The organism is Wolbachia endosymbiont (group A) of Anomoia purmunda (genome assembly GCF_947251545.1).
Lineage (GTDB): Bacteria > Pseudomonadota > Alphaproteobacteria > Rickettsiales > Anaplasmataceae > Wolbachia.
The window spans coordinates 1,366,045-1,382,048 of record NZ_OX366362.1 but is presented as its reverse complement, the minus strand read 5'-3'; the positions used below and the strand labels follow the sequence as shown (position 1 = coordinate 1,382,048).

14 protein-coding genes, 1 tRNA gene and 2 pseudogenes are annotated in these 16,004 nt (G+C 34.1%); 11 read left to right on the top strand and 6 right to left on the bottom strand.

Translation table 11 applies throughout. The annotated features are described in order from the left end of the window. Window positions 1–1,062 precede the first annotated feature (1,062 nt). From OPR57_RS07080 to OPR57_RS07055, 8 genes and pseudogenes are all read left to right on the top strand, one after another. Window positions 1,063–5,520, top strand: coding sequence for a host RNA manipulator TomO (locus OPR57_RS07080; RefSeq protein ID WP_265036441.1), 4,458 nt, complete (start codon window positions 1,063–1,065; stop codon window positions 5,518–5,520). 93 nt (window positions 5,521–5,613) lie between these two features. Further along, window positions 5,614–6,219, top strand: a pseudogene (locus OPR57_RS07075) (patatin-like phospholipase family protein); the annotation flags it as partial. Between the two features lie 11 nt (window positions 6,220–6,230). After that, the gene (locus tag OPR57_RS07070) at window positions 6,231–6,809 is read left to right on the top strand and encodes a hypothetical protein (RefSeq protein ID WP_265036440.1); all 579 of its coding nucleotides are present in this window, start codon (window positions 6,231–6,233) and stop codon (window positions 6,807–6,809) included. A gap of 13 nt (window positions 6,810–6,822) precedes the next feature. After that, on the top strand, window positions 6,823–7,029 hold the full coding sequence (locus OPR57_RS07915; RefSeq protein WP_406831424.1) for a DNA adenine methylase: 207 nt from the start codon (window positions 6,823–6,825) through the stop codon (window positions 7,027–7,029). A 151-nt stretch (window positions 7,030–7,180) separates the two neighbouring features. Beyond that, window positions 7,181–7,447, top strand: a complete 267-nt coding sequence (locus tag OPR57_RS07910) for a DNA adenine methylase (protein WP_406831686.1) — start codon at window positions 7,181–7,183, stop codon at window positions 7,445–7,447. Further along, window positions 7,419–7,628, top strand: coding sequence for a hypothetical protein (locus OPR57_RS07065; RefSeq protein WP_265036439.1), 210 nt, complete (start codon window positions 7,419–7,421; stop codon window positions 7,626–7,628). The genes OPR57_RS07910 and OPR57_RS07065 overlap by 29 nt, the downstream gene beginning before the upstream one ends. A gap of 170 nt (window positions 7,629–7,798) precedes the next feature. Beyond that, a complete protein-coding gene (locus OPR57_RS07060) occupies window positions 7,799–8,608 on the top strand; it encodes an ankyrin repeat domain-containing protein (protein WP_265036438.1) in 810 nt (269 codons plus the stop codon). A gap of 5 nt (window positions 8,609–8,613) precedes the next feature. Continuing rightward, entirely contained in the window at window positions 8,614–8,970 is a 357-nt protein-coding gene (locus OPR57_RS07055) for a hypothetical protein (RefSeq protein WP_265037600.1), read from the top strand. A gap of 4 nt (window positions 8,971–8,974) precedes the next feature. Here OPR57_RS07055 and OPR57_RS07050 read toward each other — a convergent pair whose 3' ends face one another. Both OPR57_RS07050 and OPR57_RS07045 read right to left on the bottom strand, forming a co-directional pair. Then, window positions 8,975–9,379 (bottom strand): ankyrin repeat domain-containing protein, encoded by a 405-nt coding sequence (locus OPR57_RS07050; protein ID WP_265036437.1) that lies wholly within the window; start codon window positions 9,377–9,379, stop codon window positions 8,975–8,977. Between the two features lie 87 nt (window positions 9,380–9,466). Further along, a complete protein-coding gene (locus OPR57_RS07045) occupies window positions 9,467–10,204 on the bottom strand; it encodes a helix-turn-helix domain-containing protein (protein WP_265036436.1) in 738 nt (245 codons plus the stop codon). A 304-nt stretch (window positions 10,205–10,508) separates the two neighbouring features. Between OPR57_RS07045 and OPR57_RS07040 the strand changes: the two genes are divergently transcribed. From OPR57_RS07040 to OPR57_RS07030, 3 genes and pseudogenes are all read left to right on the top strand, one after another. Then, complete coding sequence (locus OPR57_RS07040; protein ID WP_265036435.1) at window positions 10,509–10,670, top strand: hypothetical protein; 162 nt, start codon at window positions 10,509–10,511, stop codon at window positions 10,668–10,670. A 68-nt stretch (window positions 10,671–10,738) separates the two neighbouring features. Continuing rightward, window positions 10,739–11,923: pseudogene (locus tag OPR57_RS07035) on the top strand (IS4 family transposase); the annotation flags it as partial. Window positions 11,924–12,089: 166 nt separating this feature from the next. Then, complete coding sequence (locus OPR57_RS07030) at window positions 12,090–12,938, top strand: hypothetical protein (protein WP_265036434.1); 849 nt, start codon at window positions 12,090–12,092, stop codon at window positions 12,936–12,938. Between the two features lie 53 nt (window positions 12,939–12,991). On the opposite strand, the gene OPR57_RS07025 is transcribed toward OPR57_RS07030, so the two are convergent. The 4 genes from OPR57_RS07025 to OPR57_RS07010 all read right to left on the bottom strand — a co-directional run bounded on the left by OPR57_RS07025 (window position 12,992) and on the right by OPR57_RS07010 (window position 15,646). Further along, a complete protein-coding gene (locus OPR57_RS07025; RefSeq protein WP_265036433.1) occupies window positions 12,992–13,543 on the bottom strand; it encodes a 5-formyltetrahydrofolate cyclo-ligase in 552 nt (183 codons plus the stop codon). Continuing rightward, the gene (locus OPR57_RS07020) at window positions 13,527–14,147 is read right to left on the bottom strand and encodes a ferredoxin reductase domain-containing protein (RefSeq protein ID WP_265036432.1); all 621 of its coding nucleotides are present in this window, start codon (window positions 14,145–14,147) and stop codon (window positions 13,527–13,529) included. Before OPR57_RS07020 ends, OPR57_RS07025 begins: the two co-directional genes overlap by 17 nt. Window positions 14,148–14,242: 95 nt before the next feature. Beyond that, window positions 14,243–15,388 (bottom strand): SurA N-terminal domain-containing protein, encoded by a 1,146-nt coding sequence (locus tag OPR57_RS07015; RefSeq protein ID WP_265036431.1) that lies wholly within the window; start codon window positions 15,386–15,388, stop codon window positions 14,243–14,245. A 167-nt stretch (window positions 15,389–15,555) separates the two neighbouring features. Further along, window positions 15,556–15,646 (bottom strand) — tRNA-Ser (locus OPR57_RS07010). Window positions 15,647–16,004 lie beyond the last annotated feature (358 nt).

Genomic DNA, 16,004 nt, shown 5'->3' with positions numbered 1-16,004 from the left:
CTTATGTCTTTATCAAATTTCTAGGTTTTTACCTATATAAGCTGAAACGCGCTTATAAAGCGTTCAAGACATCACCCAACGTCAAATTTTAAAATAGAGAGTGAATAACTAGCTACTGCGGGTTTTCTATGCCTTTTTTTTCTGCCTGGTAAATTTCTTAAATATTTATAGCTAAGGTTAGTTGCACTTAAAAGCAGCTAAATTGCAGTGTTTAAGACTTAAAAAACGCCAATACTGAAAATAGACAATGACTAGGGCTTCTTTTGCCTTTTTTTTGCTTGGTAAATTTCTTAATATTTATGGCAACATGAACTGGGCAGGAAGGTGTCATTCCAGTGCTTGACACTGGAATCCAGCCTTTATTATGCAGCCACTTGGTTGAAATTAAGTCTTCTGGATCCCAGTGTCTGGGCACTGGGATGACAGGCTAGCCTGACAATCGTCATCCCGCTACGTGTTAGTGGCTGAGATACCGCGAATGAATCGCGGTATGACGGTTCGTGGCGGTATGACGGTTCGCGGCGGCATGGCGACAACCTCGTCATCCCGCTACTTGTTAGCGGCTAATGGATACCGTGACGGTATCATAATCAATTCTATTGAAGCACTGAAGCCATTTCTCTCCCCACCATGTTCTTCCATAGATAGTCATTTTTTAAAATCGTATATTTCAATATAAATAAATTGAATATTAACCTTATAGATAATTTTTTTTAAACCCACCTTAGAAAAACTATAGTGTTTCTTCAGAGCAAGCTACCAATTTTAGAACGGTTTAACATCAATTACTACTATAAAACGCCAACAGAAATAAGTTAAAATAAGCATTTGTTTGTTGCTATAGATCAAATTTACTTATGTTAAGCTGCATAAAAGTGCAACCAAGACTATACAAAAAGACTTAAAACTCTCAAAACCTTATGAATTTATATGTAACCAGTGCTCCTAATTTATTTACAATTCATCACTCTCTGTGACCATACAGAATTGGGGTTAAAAGTTTTGCTTGGGAAAATAGTTTTTTATGCTATACTTGATTAATTATTAATAGAGGTTTAAAATATGGCTCATGATGATTCCCTGGATTCAAGTTTGGTTGATTTAAGCGGAGAAACAATTGGAACTAAAGATCGTCGCCATTCTGGAGGTTCAGATATTGAAGTAGAGTCCAAAATTTCAGACAGTGGAAATCGGGTGGTACCAGCTATTTCACTTAGTAGTGAGGCCACGTACCATGATGATCTAAGTCTAGAGAACCATATTCTTGCAAATACTGATCAAAATCTCGAGTCTCTTATTATTACCAGAGATGCTAAAACGCTCTCGAGTATATCACGTATTCAGGCTCTTATAAATATTCTAAATGACGCAATGAACGAAAATAATTTCAAAAAACTAGATGAGGTTGTAGAAAATATTAAAAGTTATGAAGATTCATTTGTTGCTGATCTTGATGTTGAAAGTTTCAAAAATTTTTGTATAGATTACCTTAGTTTAAAATTAGAAGACCAAAGGGTAGAAAGCTTTGAAGAAAGACAATCTAGAGGCGATCATTCGTATATATTTAGCAATATACTTTCTCACAGGTATGATATAGAAAAAAATAACTGTAATTATTCGGCAAAAGAGTTGTTACTTCTGGCAATTGCAGCTAATGACAAACTTGCAGAAAAATACCAGGACATACTTTTTGCTGAAGGAAATTTGAGTCTTTTACCTCTACTTATTGGCAGTCAAAAATATATTGCAGCTTTTATAGAGAGATTTCCTGACCTTTATATTGAATTAAAAGATCAAGTTGTACAACTTAACGAGCTCAACAAGATTGGCTTTTTTTCAGTTATAGCATTAAGAAAAGAACAAAATTTATTAGATACAGTTCTTATTGAGTACGTCTTAAAAGATCTTGAACAAGTGTTGCAAACAAGTATTAACCCTTTATATGGCGTGCTTGAAACAGCGTCATTAGTACAAAATGAAGAATTTATCGAGAAAGTATTAGATGTAGTTGAAGGAGATGTTAAGTTTTTTTTAAATGACCTAACTAGAAAAACTTTATTAAAGAACAGTTTCATCACTCTTTTGGAAACTGCAATAAGTCAGGAGCATGTTTCAATTGTTGAGTACTTGTGCAGAGAACGTATTCAAAAGAAAGATCCAATAATTCAAAAAATCTATAAAGAAGCATTTGCAGATGAGAAAATTGTTGCACAGATTGATAAACAAATTTTGAAAAATATTCATAGTGCTGGCGTGGAACGTAAGGAGAAAAAACAAAAGATTTACGGCCTAATTTTAAAAGCTGCTTTACACACTGGCAGTACGGATTTTATAATAAAAGTACTAAATTTAATTAAAGATGATCCCAAATTTTTAAGTGATACGGATAGGCAGACCTTCTTGCAAAATAGTCTAGTTACTATTTTAGATAATGTTATACGTGAAAAACGTTTCTCAATTATTCAAAATGTGTACACAAATTTTATATTGAAACTCGCTGAAAATTCAGGAGTGGAGTTTTTAACCATCCAACAAAGATATCGAAACGCTTGTCATACTTCTATAAGTGTAGATAATAATGTTGCCGGTCAGTTTAATGAGGAACCTAATGGAGATAATTCAAGTCTAGAACAAAATGAATTTGAAATAACTGATATTCAAGAAGAGCAAAGGCCAGGTATTTTAGGACCAAATAAAACTGAAATTGCAGGATTTAGCCAAGAGAAGTTATTAGAAATCATCAATTTTGTTAAGATAGGCTATTATGTTAGTGATTGTAACCTTAATAATAAAAAATTTTCTGAGTTAGAGGAAAGATCTTATAGAGTTCCAGCCCAACTTAAGAAAGAAGGTTATAAAATAATTCAATTCTATAATATGCGTGATAATGAACAACCATATCGACATGCTGGTTATGTTTTTATAAAAGATAAGGAAATAACTATAGTTTACCGCGGTAGTCGTAATCTCTTTGACTATATTACAGATATTAGAATACCTTTAATTTGTGCACCTGAGCTTTTGCCTGAAGGTGGAAAGATCCACTCAGGTTTTTATTCTTTATTTAAGGATTCTTGGGGCAGTGTTTATGAGATATTAAAAGGACATGCTAATGATAAAAAGTTAGAAATTAAAGATTTTAAATTTAACCTTACAGGTCATAGTATGGGAGGTGCAATTGCCAACATAGCTGCTCTACATTTGAGTGTAGAAGAGGGTGCAGAAGATTTGCATGTTGCAACTCTTGCCTCTCCAAGGGTTTTTGACCCTTATGCTGCTAAGGTTTATGAAGAGCGCCTTAGGAAGAATACTATTAGAGTAGTTAATCTATCAGATTTCATACCTTCATTACCATCTGGTTCTATGGGTTATAAGCACGTGGGTGAACAGTTAAGAATAAGTAGTAGTTCTTTACTTTATGCTCATTCATTGGATATGTATCGCAATCTTATTGTAAATATTGAACCTGACAAATTTAAGTCTGATAATAGCGTATCTATATACTATTATCCTTCTTACCTTGCTACAGTATTGTATAATATAATTACTGCACCAAGTTACCTCATTCCAAGTACCCATTCAAATGGTGATGAACAATATTTTAAGCAAGTAAAGAACAAACATAAAGATGCTTCACTTTCTGAAATGATGAAATATTCTGGATCTAGTAATGAACAGAAAGTAGTAATTTATGAGCATTCTGAACCTGGTGAGGACGGATTTATAACCTTTGTGATGCTATCTTTACATAAACATGGAAGAAGTAAAGGGTTAAAAATTAACCTTCCTGATATTGCTTTTTTTGTTAACAATAATTATTATCTCAGTGGAAACACTATTAGTCCGAGGCTATCGAAAACCTTTAAGGATAATAGCAATAGTAAGGATAAACAAACTCCTGTTCAACAAGCAATCCCTATAGTTCCGGAAGAACTTGCTGCACAAACTCCTCCAGTTACATTGATCGAAGATGATGTGGCTATAGTAAGTCAAGCTTCTACAAGTAATGATCAAACAACACCCCAGCAGGAAAGTGTAGTGCTTTCTATAGGTAATAGTACAAGTAGAGCTTTATATGTTGCAACTTCGGATGCTCAACAGGTTGTTCCTCGTGGAGGGACTGTTGGTACTATTGAGGCATTAAAGAATTTGCCTAACAACAGAACAATTAAAATTTTTCTCCTCAATAATGTTCAGAGTGTTGCTCAAATTTTTAAAAAGTCTGATCGAGAGGCTGAACTTTCTCTCCCTAATGGTAATACCTATGAACTTGATTTACATTTGATTAATGAAGAAAGTCTAAAAGTGCTATTTAATAAAGAAAATTCAGTTCTAGCTAATGCTATTAATGATTTTTCTACTGTTAAAGTGCCAATTTTAGAACAAAAAAGTGGTAAGAATGAACAAGCTCCTATTCAATTAGCTGGACATGTGATAGGAGAGGATCCCATACAAGTAGTACAGCCGAAAAGTTTAGTAAATATTAGGGATAATAATGTTCAACTTGTAAACGAAAGTGATCAACCAATTCAGGGAGATAATGGTATTGCCCTTATGGATCAATCAGAAGATGATGAACATTTTTATGATGCAGTAGAAAGTCAAGATACAAACTCAGAGGAGGCACAAGTTAATAATACTCAACGCAGCAGTGAACATTCTAGTGGTCCAGAACAAACTTTAGAAATCCTTAACGAACATCATTCTAATATTACAGCTAATATTAACGATGAAGGTGTTGGCACTACTATAAATGATCAATCAACCTCTATTATCAGTAGCGATGGTGAGGATAAACAAATTCCTGTTCAACAAGCAATCCCTATAGTTCCGGAAGAACTTGCTGCACAAACTCCTCCAGTTACATTGATCGAAGATGATGTGGCTACAGTAAGTCAAGCTTCTACAAGTAATGATAATAGTGATTCAAGTAAAATTCAGTTAAATGAATCACGAACTGGTAGTGATCAAGTATCCAATCAATATAATATAGCTGTTACAAATGAAAATGTTAAAATACCAATTCTAGAACAAAAAAGTGATATCAAAACCAACGGCAAGCAGTCTACTAATCCAAACAATGGAGATGTTACTGCACCAAAAAGTTTAGATAAGAATAGTGGTAAAAAAGATACACAACCAAAACTAATACCAACAGGGGTACCTTTAGTAGCTAGTAAAGACTCTAACCGAGTAAATAATGTTCAAGGTAACAGCAAACAACCTAGTTATCCAGACAAAAACAACCCTGCTCCACAAAATGCAAAAAGTAAGTTGCCTGTGATAGCTGCTGCTATGTTAGCAATAACCGGAGTTGCTACAGGGATAGCTATTGCAGTTTACTTGGAAATGCTAATGGTAGGAATAGTAGTTGGAGCTTGTTGTCTAGTTGCAGCTACAATCATATATTACTGTAACAGACCTTCAAATTTAGTTGAACCTCCAGCTAGTTGTAATAGGCCTTCAAGTTTACTTGAGGGTAGTAATGTTGAACCTTCAGCTAGTGCATCCATTGTATAATAAGTTGAAGAATAAATATAGTAGTTTACCATTTAATAATTTATTATCATTATGTTAATTATTGTAAAATAAGAACCAAAGCCTGATTTAAAATGCGTACTCGATAAATACTTCGGCGAAAGTACTATTGCTGATGTTTCAAGTAATCTACTGCTTACCAGTTATGATATTCACAATAACTGTCCATTTTTCTTTAAAAGCTGGAAAGAAGACAGGAATTTTATCAAGTTAAAAGACGCACTCAGAGCCACAACAGCAGCACCAACATACTTTGCACCTAAGTATTTAGAAGTTAAGCAAGAGAAAAGAGTGTTAGTAGATGGAGGTGTTTTTGCCAATAACCCAGCAGCATGTGCGTACGCAAATAGCAAAAAACTTTTCCCTAATGAAGAAATAGTGCTGGTATCAATTGGCACTGGTCGGCTATCTAATCGAATCAAGTACAGAAAATTAGGAAAGATAGCCTGGATAAAGCCTCTGTTAAATGTGATGTTTGCATCGAGCCTTGATGTAGTGAATTATCAACTAGGTAATGTAATGGACGACAGATACATCAGGATACAATCACAACTGACAATAGCGTCGGCTGAGATGGATAATATTACATCAAAAAATATTAAATGTCTGCAGCAGGAGGCAAATGCAATGATAGAAGGTAATCAAAAAGTAATCGATAAATTTTGCGATATCGTATCTTAATTTACATAAAAATGCCAAGCAAACTAAAGAAATTATACCACAAAGCAAAGAAAGGTTTAAAAAACATAGTTTCGCCCAAAAAGCATACTAAGGGTCAAGAAGCTAAGCCAAAACCGCCACATGAGCAACTTCTAAAGTTGATGGAGAAGACCTCTAAAGTAAAAAAAGATAAAAAAGGAATAAAAGAAAAAATAAAAAGCTTCAAAACAAAACCCGTAGAAAAAGAGCTGAAAAAAGGCAACGTGTTCAAAAAAGGCTTCAAAAAGCTAAAAGGGAAAATAAAAAAATTAAACCCGATAAAGGTTAAGAAGAATAAAATAATCGGGAGCAAGAAGTTAGCATTTTTACTGACATCTGGCACGATTGTGGCAATTTTGCCGATGTTCAATTTAGCTCCTCTTTCAGCATTAGCCATAACTTCGGCATGTGTTTTCAGTATTAACTTCATCGCAGTTAAAACACTAAAGAAACTTATCAAACAACGCAAATTAGCGGCAGAATCTAAAGAAGTAGCTAAGCCGGAAGAAGAAATTCAAGATGTATCGATTCAGCAAGTAGCGGAAAATTCTAAACAAAATTCCAGAGAATAAATTATAACCTCTAATGCTTGCTAGTGTAGAAAAAAATCCAAAAAAAAGGGAGCAAGTTTCGTTTGTAAAGTCCCCTATTCGTTATCCCGGCGGCAAGAGTCGTGCCGTTTCTCAAATTATTAATGAATATATTCCAAAAGGGTTACCTACGCTTTGCTCTCCTTTTATAGGCGGAGGAGTTAGCGTTAGCCAGCAGAGGAACAAAAGTTTATGGTTATGACGCCTTTGAACCATTAGTAAGATTTTGGCAGGTGCTTTTAAAAGATCCTTGCAGAGGTAGTGCGGAAATACCAGAATATGACATCTGCCATGTTCTATAGCCTACAAAAAACATTTTTCACCCTAAGAGATAGAGTTGAAATTGCTGCAGCATTTTTTGCATTAAATCGTTCATCTTTCAATGGCACAACATTGTCTGGGGGTATGTCTCCAGACGTTTTACGCCAAGTTCAATAGAAAGATTAGCAAAGTTTTCAATTAAAAATCTTACTGTAGATTTAGCCGACTTCAAAAAAAGCATTCCTAAACACGCAAATGATTTCTTATACTGTGATCCTCCTTACTTGATTGACCAAAAACTATATGGAAAAAGAGGCAAAGATTTTGACCATGAAGAAACTTTTGTCGACTCGCGATAGATGGGTTTTATCGTATAATGATTGTGAGGAAATACGGGATATGTATACAGAACATCACATCATTGAACCCAAATGGAGTTATGGAATGGGTAACTCTAAAAAATCAAATGAGATTTTAATCTTGAGTAAAGACTGTAGCTGGGTCAGAAACGGCATAAAATCAGCAACCAGAGATCTCTAATAGTTAAATACCTTGCTATTTCTATTTAAATATTATATATTCAACACAAAAATAGTAGCCCAGCTAGTGGTTTGCTTGTAAAATACTAGCTATACGCGTATATGAGTTAATAATTTAAAAATATTTATCGCTGCATACTTGTATACAAACACATTTTTTGTGGGGTTGCTATGACAATTGAAAAGATTTTACAAGACGCTTCTAAGAAGATTTATGAGTTCAGACATCCTAGTCTTCTTTCATTGATCATTTTCAAGATTATCAAAACTATTATTAATACTGGATTTTGTACTGGAATCTTACGTTTCTGTGTAAGATGGAATCTTTACAAGTTATTTCGATTCTTCATTGGGTGTGGTGCTAATGTTGATACAGCAAATAAAAAGGGCAATACAGCACTACACATTGCTTCTCAATATGGACCAACAGCAATAGCAGAGGTTGCTGTAGTTATGAGCAAAAATGTTAATGCTCAGAATATCGATGGCGACACTCCTTTGCATTATTCGATAAAGTATAAGCAATTGTATGTTATGCAGGATCTATTACAATCCGGTGCAGACATCGGTTGTCAAAATCATCTAGGTGAAACTCCTCTTCATACGGCTGTAAAATATGCTGATGGGGTAACGTTGGGATTGCTGATAAAAGGAGGGGCTGACCTTGAAATTAAAGACAAAGAAGAAAGTACTCCTCTTCACCTAGCAGTTTTATCCAATCATAAAGATTCTGTGGAGATTTTATTGCGAAATGGGGCAAACGTTAACGCAATTGGGAAAAGTGGTTGTACTCCTCTACATCTTGCTGTTATGAAGGGCAATAAAGACATTGTTGAATTATTACTAGACAAAAAGGCAAACGTTCATCTGAAATGTTTTTATAACTCTAAAGAAGGTTACACAGCACTGGAGAACGCTATAGCAAATCGAAGCGAAGAAATTGTAGCATTATTTCTGCTTCACGGAATAACTTTAAAATAGTGGAAATGTCCTACGAGCAGATTGTTGTATGTGGTATAATACTAATTATTGCTATTAAAATATTTCTCTCTTTCAGGAGAATATGCACAAACCTCGTCAAGCTGGGAGAGAGTGAAAAAAAACAGCTTGAAAATCATGATATCAAAGGGATCCAGGAGATCCAGGTTTATAAAGAAAATCTAAAAATAATTGGCGTTGCAAAGCCAGTGGGCAAATGGACACAAATGATTATACTAAATGATGGATTGATGCAGCGTTTGGCACAATTGATACAGAAAGAAGGCGATCAGAAAGGATTTTGGCAGCTATTTGTGAAAGCTCAGGCTTCAACTCAAGGTAAATACAAAGGGAGAGGAAGGTAGACTGTTACATGCGTTCATATCGGGAATCCATGTGATGTTTCAACCCCTGCGTAGCGACTTGTAGTTCAACTGCTCTTTCGCTGGTAAATAGCTCCTGCACTGAAGTTTTGTTTTTAGACAGGTCATATGCTGTTTCACCCTTTTTATTCTTTATAAACAGCTGCGCACGATTAATTATTAATAATCTTATAGTAGGTATATTTTCCAACATTATAGCTTTGTGCAGGGGTGTGTTGCCATTACTGCTGCATTCGTTAAGATCAACACCACTTTCTATTAATGACTTTATTTTATCTAAATCTTTACTTGAAACAGCTTTATACAATTCGGGTTCACAAAATAACGTATCGCTGAATCTGGCTATAGATACACCTTTTATCGCTCTTATTATTTTTCGTAGTTTTCTCACTTTCAGTCCCTTAGCTACTTAAATTTAAAAACTATGTGTAAAAAAAATATTACATACGAATGTTTATAAAGGCATCTAAATAAAATTTTATTCGTTAATCTTTACAACCTCTGATAAAAACAAACTCAATAAATCCTGTAATCTTTGATCTTCAATTTTTTGACATTCTTTCATTATGTTTAATATCTTCGTTTCTCCTTCACTATCTTCATCTTCGTAATAATTTTCTTCCGTTGGTTCACAGAGTAAAACTCTAGCATTTACTAACGCTTTTTCTGCTTCAGATAGCTTTTTAAATGACATGCAATCTACACCTTGTTCATATCTGTGTATTTGCTGTTGTGACAATCCGATTTTATTCGCTAACTCCAACTGAGTACATCCTCTTACGAACCTCCAATCTTTTGCCGCTTGTCCAATTTTGTACTTTATAGACTTAGTATCTATTACACTCTTGCCAATTTGAATTTTCCCTGACAAAAGTTTGACTAGTACACAAAATGTACTGCGAAATTCTTGGTCCTTAATTTTTTTTAAATTTTGCAGTATATTCATCATCTTCTCTTCCTTATGGCTAACATAACCTGTTAACTTAGGAAATATGTCTTTAAAGCTAGCCGATAATGCTTTTAGCATCTTTTCTGCGTTTTCAGGTGAAATAGCATCTATCCTTTGTTCATATCTTTGTATTTGTGACGTTGATATACCGCTTTCCCTTGCTAGCTTCGCTTGAGACCATCTCCTAAATAACCTCAACTTTTTTATCTCTTGAACTACTTGATAGCTTAAAGAGTCGATAGCAATTCTCTCTCTGGTAGTGGTCATTTTTTGCATAATTGCAGAACAAACATATAATACAGTATTATTGAGTTTGATTAAAGTTTTACTACTTCTGCCAAAACAATAGGCATAAACTTCGGGAAATTGATATCTCACAATGTAGCTAAGGCTAGAAGCGAGCAAAAATCTCTACTAATTAAATATTTTTCTTTTTCTATTTAAATATCAATACAAAAGTAGTAGTATAGCTAGTGGATTATTCATAAAATACTAGCTATACATGTACAATGGTTAATAATTTATTCATAATTGACACTGTATACTGAAACAATAGTGTAGGTAAATCATTATGAGTGAAAATGCAATAGAACTACAAAAAGAAATAAAACGCCACAACGAGCTATACTATCGGAAAAACAAACCAGAAATCACTGATGCAGAATACGATGAGCTGGTAAGAAAAGCAGGTATAAAGGTTCATACGCGTCAAGTTAAGGAAAAGTGTAAGTAAAATTGATAGAGTGAAGGAAAAGAATAAGGTATAAGTTCTTCTTGGATATGTGAATGAGAGAACTTACAATGGACAGAATAGCTTGCTTATCAAAAGACCTCAATGAATTCTTTAATGAAAAAGCAGACGAAATATCAATTGCAGTAGGTTTTATAAAAAGAAAGAGAAAACTTAATGGCTCATCATTCATAAAAGCTATGGTTTTTGGTAACATAGGAGTTGGTGATTGCAGCATAGAAACAATGTGCCAATTGCTAAATGAAGACTCGATAGAAATTACAAAACAGGGTTTGGATTATATTAGCCTGCCCAGTAGCATGGAAGATATGTACAAAGGATATGGGAGTAGCTATAGAGATTGTGAGAGTAATACCAAATCAGGAATAAAGCTGCAGTTAGTCTTTGATTACCTGAACCAAGCGCTAGATAAGTTAAATTTAATAGAAGGAATAAGGTCGGATCAAGGTTATAGGGATTATCTGAACGGTTTATCAGCCAATGATTTGCTAATATTTGATTTGTGCTACTTTGTGCCTAGTTCTTTTAAACAGATTGATGAAGCAGGTGCATATTTTGTTAGTCGTTATAAGTCTGATACCAATATATATGATATAGAAACAAATCAAAAAATAGAGTTGTTGGAATGTTTAGAAGGTCAATCCCTTCTAGAGATGGAAGTGCTATTAGGAAAAGAAGTAAAAATTAAAGTGAGAATTATATGTCAAAAATTAACTGAAGAACAGTCTATAATTAGAAGAAGGGCTAATAAGTTAGCAAAATCACATGGATATACATCTTCTCAAAAGAATCAAAAATTGCTGGATTGGTCGATATTCATAACTAACGTTCCAGAGAGTAAAATCAGCGCTGAACAAGTATTAACAGTTTACAGGGTAAGATGGCAGATTGAATTATTATTTAAATTGTATAAGAGTCACATCAGGCTTGACGAACTTAAAGGAAAACCATACAGAGTATTATGTGAACTATACGCTAAATTGTGCGCAATTCTTATATTTCATGGAATAGTTGGTTGTATAAAACTGAAAGAGAATACAGAGCTGAGTTTAACAAAGGCATTCATTGAATTAAAAAGAAGGATTAGGGAGTTGTTTTTAGCGTTAAGCAGTAAAATTAATAATTTGAGAATTTTCCTGAAAAAACTTACCACAGACTGGTCACAATTTTCTGTGAAAGATAGATATAGAAAAACTAGAGTATCCACCTTAAGTTCATTGAATTTTCTTACCCTTTTCCTTAACTTGACGCGTATGGTACTGGTAACAGTGAGTACTTTGCTCAAGGTGTGCTTGAAATCATTCAGGGAAGTGAAGCCTTGCAAGCAGAAGGAAAAAATTTCTGAATCAAGATGAAAACCTAAAAAATCTAAATTTAGCTAACGAGGTAGACGTAATCGACTTGTTAAATGGCAATAAAAGTGCTGAATTTTTGACAATTATGTCAAAAAAATTATCAGAAGAAGAGAAATTCAAAAAATTAGCTGAGCAAGTTGGTAAAAATCTAGTGATGGAGGAAAAGCTTGAAGCTTTAGGTAATCGGTTGTTAGTTCAAGGAGTTATAAGTGTAGCAGCATTTACAACATTGACGGGTGCATTAGTAGGTACATTAGCAATAGGGGGAGTGGCTGGCACATTTGTGGGTGGTGGAATAGCATTGTTAGGGCTTTTAGCAATAGCGGCTATAGCTGCTATTGGTTATGCCATATATCAGCATAGAGATGAAATAAAAGAAAACGCAGATAAAAGTATTGGTAAAGTAAAAGAGGGTGCAATTGAATGCGGAAAAGCAGTGAAAAGTTTTGTGAAAGATGTGATCGATGAATTGACTTGGGAAAAGACTAACTTCTCTAGATTAGAGAAAAAGTTCATTCACGATATGGTATACCCTACAGACGATGAAAAATCAAAAGAGGCCCAGAATAAAATAAGGATCATAAAAATGCTTCAAGACGAAGGGAAGCGATCTGCTATACAAGAGTTAATAGAGGATGGGACCATCAAAAATTTTTCAAGAATGCAAAAGCTTGTGGAAAAAGGTAATAGTACTCATGAAGAGGATGATATGCAGAAATTGCTAGATTTGATGAAAGATTTTCTACCTGCAATTATGGCCAGTGGTAATAATAAAATAGAGAAAGTGGAAAAAATAGTTGATGATAAAGTTAAAGAAATGAAGCCAAGTCCTAAATTAGATAGTTCAAGTGCTGAACGAGTAAGTGAAGAAGGAACCAAAGGACAAAGTTTTTGATGCATTTGAGGAGCGTTTTGACGCAAAAATTACTATTAGAAAGTGGGATTACGCTACTCCTTTTTATCCACTTTTTTGAGCAATCCACCTCCACATCTAACACACATCTCAGTGATTATAATATCCAATTTTTGATCATGTTTTTCTACAGGTAAATCTTTACAATATTGTTTCTCATAGGCTACACCTATAAATATTTTTCCAAGCGGCCGTAATTTTTTTATCATTGTATCATACCAACCACCGCCAAAACCTAATCTATTAAAATGATCATCAAAAGCAATAACAGGAGTAATGATTGTGTCGGGAATTACATCTTCATTTGTTTCGTTCCATTCCTCAAATTTTAGTAACTTATTTTTATTAGGAATTGCTACTTTATAATCTAAATCGAGTAAACTATGCATCAAAGGCACAACATCTATTTCCCCATCCATTGGAATGTAAGCTGCTATTGTTTTGCCTTTAACGTAGCTTAAGTTCTGATTAAAGAGATTAATAAGAGAATTTGCCGCATAACTGGAATAACTTTCATCAATATCTTTTCTTATAGTTCTATATTGCTCTCTTATTTCCTTTTTGTGCTGTTTAATATCTTTGAACATGATCTATCCATTTCGCAGTAAGTTTTTCTTGTAAACTATTTTGCTTCAAGCGCTCACTTAAAAAATCAAAGTCAACACACTCCATATCCTGGTCTTGATTACTGCAACTATAAACAAAACTCCTTTCTCCTGTTTTCGCATTTATATGTTGCTGCACACACTGAGCGCAGATTTCTTTCATCATACACTGCATAGGAGAATTAACTGATGATATTGCTATGTGGCCTGATTTCAGATATGGCTTTAAAATTGTTTTTCTAGCTTCATTCACAGCTTTCATCATTTTGTCAGAACCAATAGTGATAATTTTATCTATAACGTTCAAATTAATACCTAATCTTCCTTGTTGATAAGAGACTATTGCATCAACTATATTACCATGAAAGGATTTATCTTGATCTCTGCTTGTTTCTATCAATCCTTCTTCACATGCCCAAACTACTGCATTTGATGCACGCTCTATCAGTGCTCGTTTAAATACATCACTTAACTTCTTATAGCCAGCAAAGTACAAAACCTTGTTATTATTTTCAAGACATGCCTTCCCTATCGAAAATAACACTGCATTTCCAACTCCACCACCAATTAGCATTATATTCTTCATGTGCTACTTTAACTACATTTGTTCAAATTTTTTGAAATTTTATAGAATAAAGTAATTTTCGCACACAAAGACAGAGACAAGGACACTCTCTGACTTCAACTATACCGATAACTGATAGCTGCATTTTTACGCATACTATCCAATAGCAGGTTGCTTTGTATCATAATCTTTTGTTGGTACATCTGCTGTTTAATTGCTTCTATATCCGCTACATTACTCTTGATATCACACAACATCATCAACTTTGCAGTGCCATTTTCTCTCAATTCTACTATTTCATTCACACTTGTTTTACTAAATAAAATCTGTAAATCAGGGTTTAAATCTCGCATTTTTATTTCAAATTCTTTTGCGTTTGGCAGCTTAAAATTATCTGCCAATTTATCAAAATTTAAACAATTAACTTTTTGCTCCTTGAGATTATCTAATAAACTTTCTGAACCTTCAACCACAATCTGTTTTAATTTTAAAGTGCTTTCCAGCAGTGTATGATTAAGTTGTACTTTATCTATTACTTTTATAACAGAGTAACCTTCACTGAAACTGAATGGACCTCCTATGTCGCTGGTTTCTAATCCTTCTAAAACGCTCTTGAGTTTTCCTTTTAGCTGACTTAAATTAACTGTTGCTTTACGCATCTTTATTGGAGATTCTGGGTTATTACTATTACGTAATTTTTCTACTAAATCTTCAGCTATACCATAAACGTCCTTGTCTTTTTGATCAGGAATTATAAACTCTTGGAACGTGATAAGATAATCCGGCTTTTCTGTTTGCCTTTTTACATCATCTACTTCTTTATCGCTTATATTAATAAATGGCACAATTCTTACTTCAATAATTTTGCTCCATAGTAACTGACATTTTATTTGTTTTCTTAAAATACTAAGATCTATATTATGCTTCTCTATGTATTGATCAACTTCATTAGCCTTAAGTTTAAAACTTTGGGTTAAAAATAACATGACAGCATTATCTAACTCCTCGTTGCTCAATTTTATATTCAGCCTCTGCGCTTCATTGGTAATGATAATTTCGTCTATTAGTTCCCTAAGAACTTGAGGCCTTGCTTCTTTTTGATTAACACTTTGAGTGCCAAACAATGAATTTATAAAGTTGATGCGTTTTTCGATATCTAAATTTGAAATTGGCTCGCCATTTACATCCGCAATAATTTCAATCTCGGTTGCAAGCAACCTAAGTGGCAACACTATCAACAATAAGATTAGTATTTTATACATACAAGTAAAGTTGTTTAGTTAATAACTAATTCTATAATAAATACTGAGTCAACGCTAGCCAACTTTTTAATAGTTAAAGACGGAAATAAAAACCATTGCAACAAGATCAGGTAAACAGGCTAAAAACATGCCAACATAGCGAATTTAGACCGTGCTAAAACAGTATACGGAAGGAGAGGGATTCGAACCCTCGATACAACTTTTCAATCGTATAACGGTTTAGCAAACCGCCGCCTTCAGCCGCTCGGCCACCCTTCCAAATTTAGAAATTTATCATCTAAAGATTATATAATACCAAGACCTCTACCGCCTGTCTAATGCTTTTAATTGCAATATTTGTATCTGTTCAGATGCATGGCTAATGTACAAATACTGAAACAAAAATTCCAGTGCTCCCTTTCTTGTCATCCCAGTGCTTGACACTGGGATCCAGATTGGGCACTAAGTTGGTAAACACGAAAGCGGTTAATCCTTTACAACGTTTTTGATGGAACTGTGCGAAAGGACTGGATCCCAGTGTCAAGCACTGGGATGACACCATTTGTTGTAAACTCACTTTTACTCTATGGTTATACTACCTTGCCGCTATCCTGAACGGATACCAATATTTACCCAT

Coding starts and splice junctions, on each gene's coding strand:
- OPR57_RS07040 (WP_265036435.1), top strand. CDS start 10,509: ATGAGTGAAAATGCAATAGAACTACAAAAAGAAATAAAACGCCACAAC.
- OPR57_RS07045 (WP_265036436.1), bottom strand. CDS start 10,204: ATGACCACTACCAGAGAGAGAATTGCTATCGACTCTTTAAGCTATCAA.
- OPR57_RS07065 (WP_265036439.1), top strand. CDS start 7,419: ATGAAGAAACTTTTGTCGACTCGCGATAGATGGGTTTTATCGTATAAT.
- OPR57_RS07070 (WP_265036440.1), top strand. CDS start 6,231: ATGCCAAGCAAACTAAAGAAATTATACCACAAAGCAAAGAAAGGTTTA.
- OPR57_RS07055 (WP_265037600.1), top strand. CDS start 8,614: ATGTCCTACGAGCAGATTGTTGTATGTGGTATAATACTAATTATTGCT.
- OPR57_RS07025 (WP_265036433.1), bottom strand. CDS start 13,543: ATGTTCAAAGATATTAAACAGCACAAAAAGGAAATAAGAGAGCAATAT.
- OPR57_RS07015 (WP_265036431.1), bottom strand. CDS start 15,388: ATGTATAAAATACTAATCTTATTGTTGATAGTGTTGCCACTTAGGTTG.
- OPR57_RS07080 (WP_265036441.1), top strand. CDS start 1,063: ATGGCTCATGATGATTCCCTGGATTCAAGTTTGGTTGATTTAAGCGGA.
- OPR57_RS07020 (WP_265036432.1), bottom strand. CDS start 14,147: ATGAAGAATATAATGCTAATTGGTGGTGGAGTTGGAAATGCAGTGTTA.
- OPR57_RS07060 (WP_265036438.1), top strand. CDS start 7,799: ATGACAATTGAAAAGATTTTACAAGACGCTTCTAAGAAGATTTATGAG.
- OPR57_RS07915 (WP_406831424.1), top strand. CDS start 6,823: ATGCTTGCTAGTGTAGAAAAAAATCCAAAAAAAAGGGAGCAAGTTTCG.